We start from the raw sequence: 18,637 nt of genomic DNA on the forward strand, positions 1-18,637 counted from the left end.
CCTGACTCTAATGACGTATTTGTTGATTACAGAAAGCTTTGATTGTTTATAAATAACTTTGTTCGCTTATTATCATACCCGATAATGAGCTATTTATATAAAGGCTTCTCTATAGTTTTACTGGCTGCTCTCATTCACATTATCAATCACAATGTTTGAATGAGGATTGGCTAAAATATCCGTATTAACCTCGTCACACTCGACACGGTAAATGGTATTGGCACCGCGATAAATGTAGGATAAATACTCACTATCAAGTAGCGGATCGATATTGGCATAGACAGGCTTCACATGCGCCAGTACCAACACTCTGTCTGGACGCCCAATGACCGCATCGACATTGTCAGGGTCAATAGAGAAATACGTGGGTATATCGCTATTTGCAATCACCTCTAACGGCTCAGCATCATCCCAAACGCGCTTAGCGCTTGCCGGCTCTTTCATCTGCATCACCCACGCGCCGCCCTGTTGGCTGACTTTTATCTGTGCAGGCTCGTCATGACTGACAGTGTAGCAGCCTTCAAATATGGATAAATCCGCTGCCGTCTGCATCTGTTTAGTATCAGCTGGCGTATTGCTATCATTGCAAGCACTTAAAAACAGTGCGCTACTGACTGTGATAGCGACCATCAAGGGCGGCCATTTTTTATAAAAAACGTTTGGGCGTACGGACATCATAGGGTTATCCTGCATTTGCATATAAAAAGCTGATATTGAGCGTCTGACTGTTAAAAATAATCAAAAAGAAAACAATCAAATCGTGCCATCGCACTACAATCGCAGCCATTTTAACAGAAAACCACCGCGTTATTATTATCATCACTACTATCATCTGTGCTTTTACGATTTTGTGCATGCCAGCTGCCCATAGCTGGGATAGATTTGCTATACTCAAACCTAAAATATATCGTGCTAGCTGGTGTAAAAATAGCACTACCGAAACCGCCCTGCTCCACGTTTACCATTTATTAGGTCAATACGCTTTTATGTCAGACACTTCTACTTCAGCGCAGTCATTTAATATTAATAACGCCATAAATCCGTTGGCCGCGAAACCCAATACGACAGTTGCTTATACCGACGGTGCTTGTAAAGGCAATCCGGGTGCCGGCGGCTGGGGCGCGCACCTGATATTTAGCGATGGTTGTACGCAGGATTTATATGGTGGTGATAAAGAAACGACCAATAATCGCATGGAGCTGATGGGCGCGATACAAGCACTGACCCACAGTCCGCATGAGCACAACCTTGAGATTTGGACAGACTCAAGCTATGTCAAAAAAGGCATTACCGAATGGATTGAGGGTTGGAAAAAAAGAGGTTGGAAAACGGCAAGCAATAAACCCGTCGCCAACCAAGACCTTTGGCAGCGCCTAGATGAGCTCTGCCAGCAGCGTGATGTCGACTGGCATTGGGTCAAGGGTCACGCCGGACACGCGGGCAACGAAAAAGCGGACGAGCTAGCAAATTTAGGCGTGACCTCTAGCAGTGAAAGTGCTGCCCTAATCAACTCGCAAGAGACTGCTAAAAAAAAAGAGCAAATAGTGACCGATAATACCCAGAACGCTAGCGATGATTGGCTAAAATTTGATCCATTGGGGTTTGATATGATGGATGATGAGCTTGATGCGGAGTTATTAGACAGTCAAACAGACAGTCAAAACCATCATGATACGATGATAACTACAGATGCTTTAGCTGCAGAAAATAGCAATGAGCACCATGCTACCAAAACAATAAGCGATACAGTGATGCCAGACACCAGCACAAATAACCAAATAGCAGCTATAGCAACTGACATAACAGCTGATATAGAGACCAGTAGCGAAGCCGATACGCCAAAATTTGATGGTGATACCAGCCGTGCCAACCCGTATTTTATACCGCTGCTGCCAAAGCCCATCCATCGTCATGAATCTGACCGCCAGCTTATTATGGATACCGAGACCACAGGTCTTGACCCAATGAAGGGTGACCGTATTATTGAAGTCGGTATTGTAGAGATGGTCGGGCGTAAATTTACCGGCGAAAAGCTCCACGTCTATATCAACCCGCAGCGCGGTATGGATGAAGAAGTTATCCGCATTCATGGTATCTCTGAGGCATTTTTAACCGATAAGCCAACCTTTGATCAAGTCGCTCAGGCGCTGTATGATTTTATGGACGGTGCCGAAATCATCGCTCATAACGCCACCTTTGATATGAACTTCTTAAATATGGAGTTCGCCAAAGTTGGCATGCATGACTTTGCGGAGCGCGTCCAAGTGACCGACTCGCTGGTGATGGCCAAGCAGCAATATCCGGGGCAAAAAAACACCCTAGATGCCCTCGTGCGCCGCCTAGATGTCGGTAAGCAAGACCGTACTTTCCACGGCGCATTACTTGACTCAGAGATTTTAGCTGAAGTTTATTTGGCAATGACCGGCGGCCAAGTCACCCTTGCTATCGAGGACGACACCCAAGCCGATGGCGGACATACCGCCCATGCAAGCTTTGCTGATTTGGCCAGTTTATTAATGACCTCAAGTAACAATGAGAGCGCCAATCAAAGCTGGTATGCGGCGCTTGCAGAGGATTATCCTGCGCTTAAAGATAAAATGTAGCCGTTATAATCCCCATCATTAAAATCGTTTTTATTATTAAATAACCTCTTATACTGGCGGTTAAGTAAGTTAGTCTTGATTATTATGACAATAAGCGTTAAAACCTTATTGATATTATTTTTAATTGATCATAAACCATTGCTATTTTCATCAGTACGTCATGGAAAAAAACAACTATGAACCATTCTACGCAAATGAAATTAACCGCCCCAACCTTGAGTGTGACTGATTTTAACCTGCCATCACTGCATTTATTGCACGATGAAATTAAAGTCATATTAAAAGATACTGAGATTCATTTGGGCGAATTTAATGATGATAATAGCCAAGCGCCTTTATTATTAGATTCTATTATTGTGTTAAAACAGCTGTCTTGTATTTTTGAGCTGATTGCTCTGGCGGGTGCAGAGGCGCTCAACACCGCAATCGCGCATGGTTTACAGCAGCTTTATGATAGCGGTGATAATAGCGATACGGCGTTGATTATGGACTTATCAGAAGCCATTATGACGCTTGATCGTTATATTGAGTTTGTCTTATTGACTGAGTCAGTAGAGCCGACTTTACTACTACCTATTATTAATAAGCTCAATGCTCACGGGCAAGAAGCACCAATCGCCGCTGATTATTTTTCAACCTTTGGTAGCAGCAGCGTCATTATTGCCAATCCTGAAAATAACTTTCAACCGCTGCACGAGCTCAATCTTGATAGCGAATTATTGACTTACGCTTATCGTAGTGGCCTTGGGGTTGCGTTGTTAAATCAAGACGGCAACGTGAGCGACGATGAGCAGAAAAAACTCGATGCCATGTCAGCAGCTTGCGCTTTGATAGCCGCAAACTCTAACCGTTTGTTTTGGCAAGCAGCAACTGCCGCCGTGGCCGATATTGCCAGCATTTTACCGCTGAACTTAAGCCAAAAACACACGCTTATTTACTTAGAGCAGCAGTTCCAAAGCTATCTGCCCGTAATGGACACACGCTTTGCAGACTTGGTCAGCTTTGCTTGCCAGCGCGATACAGCAGAGGCCAAAATACTGCGTGAACAATATGCTGCCAATCAGCTAGAGACGCCGCAACTTGAGCAAATGGCGCGCTTCTTATTTGGTCCTAATCGTGCTTTGACGGACACTTTAAACACCATTATTCAAGCACAAATCAATAATATCAAAGAGAATGTCGATAGCTACGCACGCGGTGATTCTATCAATCCTGTCGATATGCAAACCTCGCAAATCACTGAGCAGCTGACCGAGCTGAGTTCAGCGTTCCGTTTATTAGGCTTAGCAAATGCTGCAAACAGCTTGAGTACCGCAGCAGAGGCGGTGAGCAAATGGCGCGCGCCTACGCCAGAAGATTTTGACCATTTATTATTGGCATTGATGCACGCTGAAAATGCCACTATCGCCATGGCAGAAATGCACACCCCAGGGGCTATTTATTTGCCTTTGAACAATCCACATATCTCATTACATCAGCTGAATACCGCCTATGATACGCTGATACAAGAGAGCCGTACCGCCATTGCCAGTGCCGAACAAGCTATCAATGACTATTTAGCTGAACCTGAGCGTGATATCCTTAATATTCAAAATATTCCTGAAATGCTGCGTCAAGTGTCAGGTGCGGTGCGCTTTTTACAATTGCCAACCCCTGCTAGCATGCTCAGTCAATTAGCGGGTTATTTGCAGCAGCGTATTGATAGTGGCGCACGGATTGATGATGGCACCTTGGCTTATATCGCCGATGTCATCATGGCCGTTGACCATCATTTAGATGGCTTTGAGAACAATCGTCCCGTGAGTAAACAAGCGCTAGATGTCGGGCAACAAAGCTTAAGCCAGTTGCTTGCTGCCTAATTGCTAGTTTATTTACTTACTGAGTTATCATTTAACTGCCCACTTTAAACAGACTCATATCGATGCGGATATGAGTCTGTCTTTGATTGTTTGGAAATTTATCCTATGACCCACGCCTTTATACTTCGTGACGAGACGGTTTTATGTCGTCAAACGCCCAAGGGCTGGTGGCCTGTACAGGTTCAGTTACCAGATTCGGTTAATGATACAGCGATAAACACTCATGACATTCATGACATCCATAACATTCAGCCAGCCTATCAAGTTGGGCGAGTCACGCTCCTTGAAAGCTTAGCGCCGACTCATTGGTTACCTAATGACGATGTAAAAAGCAGCACGCGTAGCATTGATAGTGCAGATAGCGCTAGTTTGGCTGATTTTGAAACCGATACTGCCAATACTTTTACATCACAAGCGGCCATTGCCATTACTTATGACTATGCAATAACCCATCATATTGATTTACCTAGAATTTTAGAAGGTCATGATTCAGAAAGCAGTCCAGACACCGATACTTGCGCTTTTATTGCGTATCGTCTGCTTATCACGCAGCTGCCATTCGCGTTATCCGACCAGCTTAGCCAAGCCATACAGTTATTACGTTGGCAAGCAGATACGCAGTTTTGTAGTCGCTGCGCCGCTCCCGTGGTGCATGCCGCAAGCGCTGAGCGTGCAATGGTCTGCCAAGCTTGCCGCTTACGCCAGTATCCACGTGTGCAGCCTTGCGTTATTACCGCTATTACCCGACCGAATCCGCAAACGGGTGCAATGCAAATATTATTGGCGCACCATCACCGTTATGGGCAGCAAAAAACGCCTCAGCAAGCGCTACAATATGGTTTGATTGCCGGTTTTGTAGAAGTCGGTGAAAGTTTAGAGCATGCGGTGGTACGCGAAGTGGCAGAAGAGGTGAATATCAGCCTCAAAGATATTCGCTATGTCAGCAGTCAACCTTGGCCGTTTCCGTCTAATTTAATGCTTGGTTTTCGAGCCTCTCTTGCTGGCGGTGAAATCGTGATACAAGAAGATGAGCTGTCACATGCCGATTTTTTTGACCTGTCAGATTTGCCAAAAATACCGTCAAAAGGCAGCATTGCTTATGCGCTGATTGCCCAAATTGCTCATGAACAAGGCATCTCACTTTAATGGATATTTAATTCATAAGGGCAAGATGTCTTTTTATAAAGATAGATGTTCTTAATAAATAGCGCTATTACCCTATTTATTTTAATATCAGCACTTAGCATTGATATAAAGGTTTTACATTAAATGCAAAGCACCATGAATAAAAACCGCAGTCATATCCGTCTCACCAATCTACCTATTTTGTTCGATAGCTTGAACATAGAGAGCTTGCCGGCCGCCACCCAAGCAAATATTGCGCGCATTGACGCCTGTTTGCCGCAAACCCAATGCGGACTTTGCGACCATGCTGATGGCTGCTTGCCGTATGCGGTGGCGATTGTTATCGACAATGAGCCTCATAATAAATGTGTGCCCGGTGGTCAGCCGGTGACCGATGCGATTGCACAAATCATCAATCAAGATAGTAGCGATATACAACCATTTAGCGCTGAGCCGTCAAAATGGCCAATAGATGTAAGCTCGCAGCGTCCAGTAGAAGTGCGCGCGGTGATTCGAGAAGATGATTGTATCGGCTGTACCAAATGCATCCCTGCTTGCCCTGTTGATGCCATCGTCGGTACTGGCAAGCATATGCATACTATTTTTACGGATTTATGCACAGGCTGTGAGCTATGTATCGCGCCCTGCCCGGTTGATTGCATTGACTTGGTCACCGTTGAGCGTACCCTATCAACAGCTGAGCGCACGCTTGAACAAGAGGATTTACGCCAGCGTTATCATACCCATCTAAGACGCGTCAGTGAGCAATTGGCGGATAGCAGCAATAGCAAACCTGTGGTCAGCATGGTGGAGGCAAAACTGAATAATGCCGCCAGTCAATCGTTAAATATCAGTGAAGCACAAGCAAAAAATACCATTGCAGCGGCAAAGCTACGCAGTAAAATTAAGAAGTTAGAAAAGCAGCTTAGCGTACGGCCTAATGAGAGCAAACAAGCAGAGCTTGAAGGGTTACAAGCTGAGCTTGCACAACTTTAATAGCCAATATCTACTCCTGACTAACCAATGAATAAAATAATGGTAAAAATACCATGAGTAAAACCGTTAAGCATAAAACTGCCGATACACCGCCATCGAGGCGGATGCCCAATCGTGATGTACGCCCATTCTTTGAGAAGTTGGCTGCGACGATTGATGAGCCAGTAACTGAGCTCAATTATAACAGTAACTTTGAGCTGCTTATCGCGGTCATATTATCGGCACAGGCGACCGATGTCAGCGTCAATATTGCCACCAACCAGCTTTATCCGGTGGCGAATACGCCTGAGTCCATTTTGGCATTAGGCGAAGAAGGACTGAAAGCATATATTAAGAATATTGGCTTATTTAATGCCAAAGCCAAAAACGTCATTAAAACCTGCCGCGACTTGATTGAGAAGTTTGATAGCACCGTTCCTGATAACCGTAAAGACTTGGAGTCTCTAGCGGGTGTCGGACGGAAGACGGCGAATGTGGTGTTAAATACCGCCTTTGGACAGCCGACGATGGCGGTTGATACCCATATCTTTCGTGTCGGCAACCGTACTGGACTTGCCACGGGTAAAAATGTCTTAATCGTTGAGAAAAAACTGCTCGAACGTATCCCCGATGACTTTATCGTTGATGCTCACCATTATTTGATTTTGCATGGGCGCTATACTTGTCAAGCTCGCACCCCAAAATGCGGCGCTTGTCCTGTTTATGAAGAATGTATGTTTAAGGATAAAGCGGCATTTTTAGAGCCTTAAAGACTTTTAAACATCTCCTTTCTAAATACTTCGGCTTAATACTTTAATTTAAGGAAGCAGAATGCAGACCCTGACCGCACTCGTATTTGACGATTTTGAAACCTTGGACTTATTTGGACCTATTGAGCTATTTGGTAGCTTACCTAACGATTTTCGCATTCAGTTTGCGTCAATGAAAGGTGGTATCATTCATAACCATCATGGTGTTGCCTTACAAACTGTCGCAGTAGCAGAATTAGCCCAGCAAACGAATATATTATTGGTCGTCGGCGGTAAAGGTACACGCCCACTGATTAATGATAGTAAGTTTTTGCAGACCCTGACTACGCTCGCTGATAACGCCGACTGGGTGCTTAGCGTCTGTACGGGTAGTGCTTTATTGGCGAAGGCAGGTATTTTAGACCATAAACGAGCCACGTCAAACAAGCGTGCTTGGCAATGGGTAACCGAGCAATCAGATCAGGTTGATTGGATAAAGCAGGCGCGCTGGGTCGTAGATGGCAAGTTTTATACTTCTTCAGGTGTCACGGCTGGCATGGATATGGCGCTTGGTTTTATTGCTGATAGACAAGGTCGCGATAGCGCAAAAGAAGTCGCTGACTATACAGAATACCGCTGGCAAGAAGACAGCCGCCTCGATGATTTCTACAATTGTTAGCCGTCATGGCTGACACTAGAGTTTTACCTCGATTCACGGTAAAATATCATAATTTTTTGATTCACTTTTACCTTCTATTTTCCGTTAACATTTAATAATGACTGATTTTATATATTACAGTCCCTGCAATTAAGCGATCCCACTATGCGCGAATACAACTTATTTACCTCAGAGTCTGTGAGCGAAGGCCATCCAGATAAAATGGCTGACCAAATCTCAGATGCTATCCTTGATGCCATTTTACGCCAAGATTTACATGCCCGTGTGGCGTGTGAAACGCTGGTTAAGACAGGTGCTGTCATACTGGCAGGCGAAGTCACCACGACTGCCAATATCGACGTTGAACGTATCGTCCGTGATACGGTAAATGGCATCGGTTATCATCACTCAGACTTGGGCTTTGATGGCGAGACCTGTGCCGTTATTAATATGCTCGGTAAGCAATCTCCTGAAATTGCTCAAGGTGTCGATCGTAGCGATCCTGAAGAACAAGGTGCCGGCGACCAAGGCTTAATGTTTGGTTATGCCAGCAATGAGACCGAAGTATTGATGCCAGCGCCTATCGAATATGCCCATCGCTTGATGGAGCGTCAATCTGAGCTTCGCCGTGGCGGTGAGCTGCCTTGGTTACGTCCCGATGCCAAAGCCCAAGTGACTCTCAAATATGATGGTAATAAACCGGTTGCCATTGACGCCGTGGTTTTATCAACGCAGCATGATCCAAGCATCTCGCAAGCAGACCTGCAAGAAGCGGTAATGGAATCCATTATTAAGCAAGTATTGCCAGCAGAGTTATTGCATGCCGGTACGCGCTATCATATCAATCCAACGGGCAAATTTGTCATTGGTGGTCCTGTCGGTGATGCTGGTCTTACCGGTCGTAAAATTATCGTTGATACTTACGGCGGTATGGCGCGTCATGGTGGCGGTGCATTTAGTGGTAAAGATCCTTCAAAAGTGGATCGCAGCGCTGCCTATGCAGTACGTTATGTGGCCAAAAACATCGTCGCTGCCGGTATTGCAGATCGCTGTGAGTTACAAGTGAGCTATGCGATTGGCGTTGCTGAACCGACTTCGATTTCAATTAATACCTTTGGTACTAACAAAATTAGCAACGATGAAATCATTAGCTTGATTCGTACCCATTTTGACCTACGTCCTTATGGTATTACGCGTATGCTGAACTTATTGCAGCCGATGTACCAGCAAACGGCAACCTTTGGTCACTTTGGTCGCCAAGGTTCTGAAACCGCCTTTACGTGGGAAAAGACTGACAAAGCGGAAATCTTAAAAGCAGATGCAGGTTTATAAGCCTAAGGTTAGACTGTTTACTATTTTATCCATTTTTTAGATTTATCCAGTCTTTATCCTTATTAAGTTTAAAGACTGGCGTGATATATTTAAATTTACTTACCCTTATTAGGAGTCGCTTATGTCTCAAGACAATATGCCAAACAATGCCCAAAATGATGATATTGATGCCGCTCTTGAAATCACCCCTGAGATGCAAGCGTTTTATCAGCGTGCCGATGCGATTATTGGCGTGGCAAACAGTCAACTAGGTCCTGAAGCGCATTCAGGTCAAGTAGGTGCGTCACTGCTTTATGCGGCGGCACGCTATAGCGCATCAGTTGCCTCGATTGGCTTTGTAAAGGGTGATGATTTCGCCAAAGAAAAAGACGATATCGTTGAGTTTTATACCAAACAATATCGCCAAATGCTAAGCGACAACTTGACCGACTATGCACAAAACTTTGATAAGTACGTACAGCTTAATAAAGATGATAAACCTGCGCAGTAAGCTTTCTAAAAGCTCACTCAAGAATTTTATTAAGAAGTAACATAAATAACCCAAGCCTTATAAGCTTGGGTTTTTTTATCTGTTTTGCACTAGATGACTGAGCATAAATCCTTTACTATCAAATATATTACGAGCAAATGTTCTGTGATTAAATACTAACCATTACATTGATGATAGACTTTTTTAACACAAACTTTTGATGCAAAATGAATAATCAAAAGCACGTATACATAAAATATAAGGATATTTATTATGAGCGCTCTATCTAAACCATGGCTATCTCTATTAAAGCCTTCTACCCTCGCCCTATCACTAACCATAACCTTGACGCTCGGCTTAGCGGGTTGTAACAATATCAGCCCTAACTCAAGCCCTATGCCTGATAGCACAGCTATTCAGCCGCCCGCTTCTAATACCAGCCAACCTCCAAAAGGAATCGTTGCCCAGTGTCCAACCTTTGATCCCGAAAAAACCATGTGTACGGCGCAATACGATCCGGTCTGCGTAAAAACACAAGTGGGCTCAGTGATAAGCTATCGCACGGCGGGCAATGCCTGCTCAGCTTGTAGTACCCCTGAGGCAATCAGCTATGTAAAAGGCGAATGTTCATAATGAATGTCTAAAACAGTAATGCTGATTTTAAGAGCATATCGTTAAATACTTATCATCTGTTAAAAACCAATAAATTATTAAACGCCCATAAAAAATCCCAGCTTAACACTGGGATTTTTTATATTTTACTGCGACTGTGTTTTAGCAAGCTTGCTATGAACATTCGCTACATAGCTTTTAATTATAGCTATTACTCATCGCTAGTCATCAGTCGGCTTTAGACTTGGTGGTCCGGTTAATAATTCCTCATCGCGGAACTCATTGGCTGAGTTATGCTCGGCAGATTCTTCAGTGATAAACCACTGCTGATTACGATAAAGTATCAATCTATCACGGCTCAAACCACGTAGCAATGAATACATCATAATGACGATGACCACCGCAAACGGGAAGCCCGAGACGATAGAAGTGGCTTGTAGCGCCCCCAAACCGCCTGCTGCTAAGAGCACCGCCGCTATTACGCCTTCTGTACCTGCCCAAAATAAGCGCTGAATTTTTGGTGGATTGGTATCACCGCCTGAGGTCAGCATATCAATGACAAAACTGGCAGAATCTGATGAGGTGACAAACCAAAGGACAATCATCACCACGATAAGCCCGTTTAGCGCTGCCGTCAGCGGATACGACTCCATTAATTTGAAAATAGCACTACCGGTATCCGCTCGCACTGCTTCAACCAGTCCAGGACTTACCATATTTGGGTCAACCGCCGCCATCAGCTCCATATGCACTGCTGAACCACCAAAGGCGGTGAACCATAAAAACAAAATGGTAATAGGGATTAATAACACCCCTAAGATAAACTCACGAATGGTACGACCACGAGAAATACGGGCAACGAATACCCCAACGAATGGTGACCAACTAATCCACCACGCCCAGTAGAATACTGTCCATGATGACTGCCAGTTTGCTTCACCTTCATAAGATTTCGTCCATAGCCCAAGCGGAATTACTTGATGTAGGTAATTACCGATATTTTCAAAGAAGCTGTTAAAGATAAACTGGGTTGGACCCAAAATAATGACAAAGCTTAATAGCACAATGGTAAAGAAAATATTGATATCACTTAAACGCTTAATACCTTTATCAAGCCCCATCAATAGTGACAATCCTGCCAGCATGGTAATAAAAGCAATCAAGATAATCTGCACGGTGATGTTATTTGGAATACCAAATAAACTCTCAAGCCCTGAGTTAATCTGCAGCACCCCAAGGCCTAAGGTCGTGACCACACCAAACATGGTGCCAAATACCGCTAACGTATCAACGATATGACCCATAGGGCCGTAGATTTTTTTGCCCAGTAACGGATATAAGGTTGAGCGAATCGCCAATGGCAAACCACGGCGATAATGAAAATATGCCAACGATAACGCCACCATGCCGTAAATTGCCCAGACATGCAGACCATAATGCAAGAACGAGATGTTCATCGCTTGCTTAGCCGCGGCAATGCTTTCAGACTCACCTAAGATCGGTGCCATAAAGTGATATAGCGGCTCAGCTGTCCCCCAGTAGAGCAAGCCAATACCAATGCCTGCCGAAAACAGCATGCCAATCCAAGAAACAATATTGTACTCTGGGGTCTCGTTTTAGTGACCCAACCTAATATCACCATAGCGGCTAAATATCAGATAGATACTCATCACCAACGTTAAGTTGACCACCATGATAAAAAACCAACCAAAGCGCATCGATACAAATGCCTTCGCTTGGCCAAACACTTCGCTTGCCAATTCATTAAAAAAGGCACCGAAGATAATAAACGCGAGGAGTAAAATCGCTGAGGTTAAAAAAACAGGTTTACTTACCCGTGGAAAAGAACCCAATCGGCCAACTTTAACGTGATCCAGTCAGTCGTCTCAATTTTTTAGGACGCCAACCTTAACGAGATATTTACAAACCATCAAATCCGGTCAGTCATCTGTTAATAGACAAAATTAAAAATCCTAAGATAACGATGCATCTTAGGATTTTAAATGACAATTATTATATTGTTTATTTAGGTAAAATAAATATAAGCTAACTATATGATTCAACGTATAAAAAATATCTTTGATACGGCGATATTCAGCCTATTAATCACCTTTCACAATTTTAGGCGGACCTTTTAATAGCTCTTCATCCACAAACTCATTGGCTGAATTATGGTCGGCTGACTCGTCAGTAATGTAACGCTGCTGGTTGCGATATAGGATAAGACGGTCGCGACTCATGCCACGTAACAACGCATACATCATCACAAATATGACCAAAGCAAAGGGCAATCCTGCCACGATGGCCGCCGCTTGTAATGCCCCTAATCCACCTGCTGCTAATAAAATTGCCGCAATCACGCCCTGCATAATGGCCCAAAATAAGCGTTGGATTTTGGGTGGATTGGTATCGCCACCAGCGGTCAACATATCGATGACAAAGCTGGCCGAATCTGACGAGGTCACAAACCAAAGTACAATCATCACCACAATCAATAAGGTGATAGGTTTGGTAAGCGGATAGTATTCAACCAATTTAAAAATGGCACTACCGGTATCGGCTTGCACCGCGGCCACCAATCCTGGACTGACTAAATCAGGGCTAATAGCGGCTAATAGCTCCATCTGAATTGCAACGCCACCAAAAGTCGTAAACCAGAAAAACAAAATCGTCATCGGGATAAGCAGCACGCCAAATACAAACTCGCGAATGGTACGACCGCGGCTAATACGTGCAATAAATACGCCGACAAATGGTGACCAGCTGACCCACCATGCCCAATAAAATATCGTCCAAGCGCTTTGCCAATCAGTGCCACTATAGGCTTCACTCCACGTCGATAACGTGACGATGTTTGCCAGATAGTTGCCAACGTTTTCAATAAAGCTGTCAAAGATAAATAATGTGGGACCCAAAATCACCATGAAGGCCAGTAGAATACCGGTCAGCCCCATATTAATATCACTGAGGCGCTTAATGCCTTTATCAAGACCTAGCATCAGCGAGCCACAAGCCAGTGAAGTCACAAAGGCAATGATAATAAACTGTACGGTCAAGGTATTAGGAATACCAAATAAACCCTCTAGACCCGAGTTAATCTGCATAACCCCAAGACCTAACGAGGTCACAACCCCAAACATCGTCCCAAATACCGCCAAAATATCGACGGTATGACCCCATTTACCATAAATCTTTTGCCCAAGGATAGGATACAAGGTTGAGCGAATCGATAACGGCAAACCACGGCGGAAGTGAAAATAGGCTAATGATAGTGCCACGACGGTATAAATCGCCCACGCATGCAGCCCCCAATGCAAAAACGACAGATTCATCGCTTGCTTTGCCGCCTCTACAGTCTGTCCCTCACCAACGGGCGGTGCCATAAAGTGGTATAAGGGTTCTGCGGTTCCCCAATATACCAATCCAATCCCGATACCCGCCGAAAACAACATCCCAATCCATGAAAACAGGGTATATTGCGGTTGTTCCGTCTGCTTACCTAAACGAATATCACCGTAGCGGCTGGCGGCAAGGTAAATACAAAACACCAGCGCCACGTTAAATAAGATGATAAATAACCAGCGGAATTTTTCGGCAATAAAGTCCTGTAAGAAGCTAAAAAGCGCTGCGGCAGTTTCAGTAAATAACGAGCCAAAAATGATGAAGCCGACAATTAAGATGCCTGATGTGATAAATACAGGCTTATTTACCCTTGGAAATGGGCCGAGCTTACCTACTTTTACTTCGTTCATTCGCTAAAATCTCATATTTAAGAAAGGTCACCTTAACAAACTAACCTTTAATTATCAATTAACTACAAAATAAACTCAATAAAGATATTTTTTTGGTAACAATTTGCTTGGCTATTTTAAATCTCGATTTGGACATTTTAAGCAATTATTCAGTTAGATTATTTAGCCAGCGATTGATGCGAGCTATTAGCTAAGTCACTAGTTCGGCAATAATCGCAGCAGCCTACCTTTAGCGCCATCTTCTAATAACCACACTTGCCCATCGACGTTTAAGACACCACGAATACGCTCACTCATATCATAGCGATAGCGTTCTGCCGCTCCGTTATTTTTCTCAAAACTCACCACGATGAGCGCTTTTGATGATAAGCCACTGATGAGTGCATTGCCTTGCCACGCTGGAAAGTCATTATGTTTACCGGCATGATAAATACTCATAGAAGAAGGTGATATAACGGGCGTCCAAGTAATTTTAGGCGCTGCAAAATCAGGACGTGTATCGTGATCCGGAATATCGGTTCCTGTATAATTGCGGCCATTCGAGACGATTGGCCAGCCATAGTTCTTACCTTTTTCAATAAGATTAAACTCATCACCGCCGCGTGGCCCCATTTCATGCGCCCAAAGTCTGCCTTTCTCATCGAAAGCCATGCCAAGTACATTACGATGACCCGTGGTCCAAAACTGGTCAGCGATATCATTATTTGTATTCATAAATGGATTATCGGCTGGCACTGAGCCATCAGGATTTAATCTGATAATTTTACCCAAATTAACGCTCATATCCTGCGCTGGGGTTTTTTCTTGGCGCTCGCCTGAGCTGATATATAAATACTGCCCGTCAGGTGAAAACAGTAAGCGATGGCTATAATGCCCTTGTCCTTTTACTTTTGGAAATTGCTCCCAAATGGGCGTCATGGCTTGTAAGCTTGACCTGTCAGTATCTGACCCCGTCAATGTCGCTTTAATGACTTTTGCACCAAATTTATTATTATCAGCGCCCTTGCCTGCTTCAACGTAGCTAAGATATATATTGTTTGAAGTAGCAAAATCTGGCGCAAGGATAATATCGCCAAGTCCGCCCTGCCCACCATAAGCCACTTTCGGTATCCCACTGACTGTTGTTTTCGCACCTGTTGCTGTATTAACAATCAATAGCTCGCCTGTCTTTTGGGTTACAAGCAGTTTGGCTGCTTTACTATTGACGGTAGGCAACGCGGTCATTGCCCAAGGTTCATTAAAGGTGGTCACGGCTTTCGTTGCAAAGCTAGGTTTTTCCATACTTGCTATGGATGCATCGATAGAGGCTTGCCCTTCTTTATACTCGGTCAGATCTTTATTGGTATTGACCGCTGAAGGATTAGAGCACGCAGAGACACTAAACAGCAGTGCGGTAAGAATCAACGGTAATGTTATTAGCGTATTTGTCTGTTTTTTATTGTTTATCATCCTGATGTCATCTCCCTTAATTTTGTTGCATTCTTATTTGCACTATAATTATTTATAGCATAATCAAAGTACGGGCAAAGTATAACAACGGTAAAATAATGCTTGCACCAAACGCAAAAACCCCTTATCCACCCATATAAAATATAGGCAAATAAGGGGTTTGTTTTAAAGCATAACCGTCATTTAGCGACAGTCATGTAGCATTTGCTGTTAGCTCATTCTAAGCTTATCAAAGGTCAATTTATCATCGGCGCTCACATCGACTTTGATGATATCACCGGCGACAAAATCACCCGCCAGCAGTTTCAATGACAAGGGGTTTTCGATCTCTTGCTGGATAGCACGTTTTAGTGGACGCGCACCATAAACCGGATCGTAACCAACTGCCACCAGCTTGTTCATCGCATCGGCTGATAGCTCGATATCCAACTCACGCTCATGCAAGCGCTGACGCAAGCGATCCAACTGAATCGCCGCAATACCTGACATCTGCGACATACCGAGCGGATGGAATACCACAATCTCATCGATACGGTTGACGAACTCTGGGCGGAAATGCTGCCCAACTGACTCCATCACCTCAGCTTTGATATCCTCGTAGCTTTCGCCGACCATTTCTTGGATTTTATGCGAACCCAAGTTACTGGTCATAATGATGACGGTGTTTTTGAAGTCAACCACGCGACCTTGTGAGTCCGTTAAGCGACCATCGTCCAACACTTGCAGTAAGATATTGAACACATCAGGATGCGCTTTTTCGACTTCATCAAACAAAATCACACTATAAGGCTTGCGACGTACCGCTTCAGTTAATGCCCCACCCTCTTCATAACCAACATACCCTGGAGGCGCGCCTACCAAACGACTGACGCTATGCTTCTCCATATACTCACTCATGTCGATACGAACAATCGCATCCTCACTATCGAACAAGAAGTTCGCCAGTGACTTAGTCAGTTCAGTCTTACCGACCCCAGTAGGCCCTAAGAATAAGAACGATCCAGAAGGACGATTCGGATCAGACAAACCTGCACGGCTACGGCGTACAGCATTGGCGACCGCTTCGACCGCTTCATCTTGACCGATGACGCGCTCATGGAGTTTTTCTTCCATCGCTATCATCTTGTCACGCTCGCCTTGCATCATTTTGCTGACCGGAATACCAGTCGCAGCCGCCACGACCTCGGCGATTTCATTATCCGTGACCTTATTACGCAGCAGTTTGATACCACTATTTTCACCAGTCTGCTCTTTTTGCTCGGCCAAATCAGATTCATGGATACGGCGCTCTAGCTGCGGAATGGTTTCATACTGCAGCTTACTCATGGTCTCGTAATCACCTTCACGACTGGCTTTATCATAAGCAATACGCGCTTTATCGAGCTCGTCTTTTAGCTGCTGACTGCCTTTGACCAGTGCTTTTTCTGCTTGCCAAATCTCATTAAGATCAGCGTACTCTTTTTCAAGCTCTTCAATTTGTGCATCAAGCGCTTTACGCTCTGCTTGCGCACCAGCGTCTTCTTCATTTTTGAGCACTTCGCGCTGCATTTTTAACTGAATGAGACGGCTATCAAGTTTGCCAAGTGACTCAGGCTTGCTGTCCATCTCCATACGCAGACGACTTGCCGCTTCATCAATTAAATCAATCGCCTTATCCGGTAGCTTACGATCAGTAATATAGCGATGGCTCATGCGCGCGGCAGCAATAATCGCGCTGTCTTGAATATCAACGCCGTGATGCAGCTCATAACGCTCTTTTAAACCACGCAAAATCGCAATGGTATCCTCGACCGTTGGCTCATCAACCAGCACCTTTTGGAAACGACGCTCAAGCGCGGCATCTTTTTCGATATACTGGCGATACTCATCGAGTGTCGTCGCACCAACGCAATGTAGCTCACCGCGAGCTAGCGCAGGCTTTAACATATTACCAGCGTCCATCGCGCCGTCGGCTTTACCAGCACCTACTAACGTATGCAACTCATCGATAAATAGAATGACATTGCCTTCTTGCTTTGATAAGTCGCTGAGTACCGCTTTGAGTCGCTCTTCGAACTCACCACGGAATTTTGCCCCCGCAATCAATGAACCCAAATCTAACGACAATACTTCTTTGCGGCGTAGTCCTTCTGGTACGTCACCATTGATAATTTTTTGTGCCAAACCCTCAATAATAGCCGTTTTACCAACACCCGGCTCACCAATCAGTACAGGGTTATTTTTGGTACGACGTGACAGCACTTGAATGGTACGGCGAATCTCTTCGTCACGACCAATCACCGGATCAAGCTTACCAAGCTCCGCCTGCTCAGTTAGGTTAATGGTATATTTATTCAACGCATCACGCTGATCTTCCGCATTTTGATTGTTCACCGTTTCATCACCACGTAATTGCTCAATGACTGCTTTTAACTTACTCGCCGTTACGCCAGCGCTTTCAAATATCTTTTTGGTGTCACCTTGTTCAGCAAGTGCCAACATCACCCATTCAGTGGCGATAAAATCATCACCTTCTTTTTGTGCTTGACGATCTGCCAAGTTCAAAATTTTAACCGAATTGGGGTTTAAATTAACGTCGCCGGTCGGCTCGCTAATGGTTGCTTGATTGTCGAGCGCCTTTGCCACGCCGTTTTTTAGCGCAGGAATAGACGCGCCCGCTTGCTGGCAAATAGACAAGTTAGACTCATCTTGCAGCAATACGGCAAGCAAATGCACAGGGTCGATACCTGTGTGATCGCGCCCTAACGCCAGACTTTGGGCTTCTTGAATGGCAGATTGCAACTTTTGGGTAAACTTCTCGAATCTCATACTTGTTTCCTCTTATAATTAATAATATTTTATATCTGATAGTAGCTGCGGCTTTTTATAAGTATTAAGATGCCGTAAGCTTTTCGTTGTTATCTATATCGGGTTTGTTAAGTAATATTTCAATGTCAATTTAACTGTTCTGAGTAATATTTAGTGGCCTATAAGTGTCAGTTGCTTTCAATTAAATAGACAATACAAAACACTAATATATCACCTTATCAATATAAACCTTACTAATAACAATGA

At 44.3% G+C, this 18,637-nt stretch carries 13 protein-coding genes and 1 pseudogene; 9 read left to right on the plus strand and 5 right to left on the minus strand.

The annotated features are described in order from the left end of the window. Nucleotides 1-117 precede the first annotated feature (117 nt). Nucleotides 118-678 carry a hypothetical protein gene (locus QJS82_RS07315; RefSeq protein WP_227670955.1) on the minus strand — a complete coding sequence of 187 codons (561 nt, stop codon included), beginning with the start codon at nt 676-678 and terminating at the stop codon, nt 118-120. Nucleotides 679-986: 308 nt separating this feature from the next. On the opposite strand from QJS82_RS07315, the gene dnaQ reads away from it, so the two are divergent. From dnaQ to QJS82_RS07360, 9 genes are all read left to right on the plus strand, one after another. Continuing rightward, nucleotides 987-2,603 (plus strand): DNA polymerase III subunit epsilon, encoded by a 1,617-nt coding sequence (gene dnaQ, locus QJS82_RS07320; protein WP_281490047.1) that lies wholly within the window; start codon nt 987-989, stop codon nt 2,601-2,603. 176 nt (nt 2,604-2,779) lie between these two features. After that, a complete protein-coding gene (locus tag QJS82_RS07325; RefSeq protein ID WP_281490048.1) occupies nt 2,780-4,462 on the plus strand; it encodes a hypothetical protein in 1,683 nt (560 codons plus the stop codon). A gap of 105 nt (nt 4,463-4,567) precedes the next feature. Continuing rightward, nucleotides 4,568-5,608: an NAD(+) diphosphatase gene (nudC, locus tag QJS82_RS07330; RefSeq protein ID WP_281490049.1), complete on the plus strand. Its 1,041-nt coding sequence runs from the start codon at nt 4,568-4,570 to the stop codon at nt 5,606-5,608. 123 nt (nt 5,609-5,731) lie between these two features. Then, on the plus strand, nt 5,732-6,583 hold the full coding sequence (locus QJS82_RS07335) for an RnfABCDGE type electron transport complex subunit B (RefSeq protein ID WP_281490050.1): 852 nt from the start codon (nt 5,732-5,734) through the stop codon (nt 6,581-6,583). A 53-nt stretch (nt 6,584-6,636) separates the two neighbouring features. After that, nucleotides 6,637-7,332, plus strand: a complete 696-nt coding sequence (gene nth, locus QJS82_RS07340; RefSeq protein WP_281490051.1) for an endonuclease III — start codon at nt 6,637-6,639, stop codon at nt 7,330-7,332. 61 nt (nt 7,333-7,393) lie between these two features. Then, nucleotides 7,394-7,990: a DJ-1/PfpI family protein gene (locus QJS82_RS07345; protein WP_201563552.1), complete on the plus strand. Its 597-nt coding sequence runs from the start codon at nt 7,394-7,396 to the stop codon at nt 7,988-7,990. A 144-nt stretch (nt 7,991-8,134) separates the two neighbouring features. After that, the gene (metK, locus tag QJS82_RS07350) at nt 8,135-9,301 is read left to right on the plus strand and encodes a methionine adenosyltransferase (protein ID WP_281490052.1); all 1,167 of its coding nucleotides are present in this window, start codon (nt 8,135-8,137) and stop codon (nt 9,299-9,301) included. 136 nt (nt 9,302-9,437) lie between these two features. Further along, entirely contained in the window at nt 9,438-9,791 is a 354-nt protein-coding gene (locus tag QJS82_RS07355) for a DUF3144 domain-containing protein (RefSeq protein ID WP_193031653.1), read from the plus strand. A gap of 252 nt (nt 9,792-10,043) precedes the next feature. Beyond that, nucleotides 10,044-10,403 (plus strand): hypothetical protein, encoded by a 360-nt coding sequence (locus QJS82_RS07360; protein ID WP_281490053.1) that lies wholly within the window; start codon nt 10,044-10,046, stop codon nt 10,401-10,403. Between the two features lie 200 nt (nt 10,404-10,603). Here the strand turns inward: QJS82_RS07360 and QJS82_RS07365 are convergent. The 4 genes and pseudogenes from QJS82_RS07365 to clpB form a co-directional block, all read right to left on the minus strand. Beyond that, nucleotides 10,604-12,259: pseudogene (locus tag QJS82_RS07365) on the minus strand (BCCT family transporter). Nucleotides 12,260-12,484: 225 nt separating this feature from the next. Further along, nucleotides 12,485-14,134, minus strand: coding sequence for a BCCT family transporter (locus QJS82_RS07370; RefSeq protein ID WP_281490054.1), 1,650 nt, complete (start codon nt 14,132-14,134; stop codon nt 12,485-12,487). 198 nt (nt 14,135-14,332) lie between these two features. Continuing rightward, the gene (locus tag QJS82_RS07375) at nt 14,333-15,583 is read right to left on the minus strand and encodes a PQQ-dependent sugar dehydrogenase (RefSeq protein WP_281490055.1); all 1,251 of its coding nucleotides are present in this window, start codon (nt 15,581-15,583) and stop codon (nt 14,333-14,335) included. 210 nt (nt 15,584-15,793) lie between these two features. Further along, nucleotides 15,794-18,391: an ATP-dependent chaperone ClpB gene (gene clpB / locus QJS82_RS07380; protein ID WP_281490056.1), complete on the minus strand. Its 2,598-nt coding sequence runs from the start codon at nt 18,389-18,391 to the stop codon at nt 15,794-15,796. Between the last annotated feature and the right edge of the window lie 246 nt (nt 18,392-18,637).

Origin of the sequence: Psychrobacter maritimus, assembly GCF_029953575.1 — a bacterium.
GTDB lineage: Bacteria > Pseudomonadota > Gammaproteobacteria > Pseudomonadales > Moraxellaceae > Psychrobacter > Psychrobacter maritimus.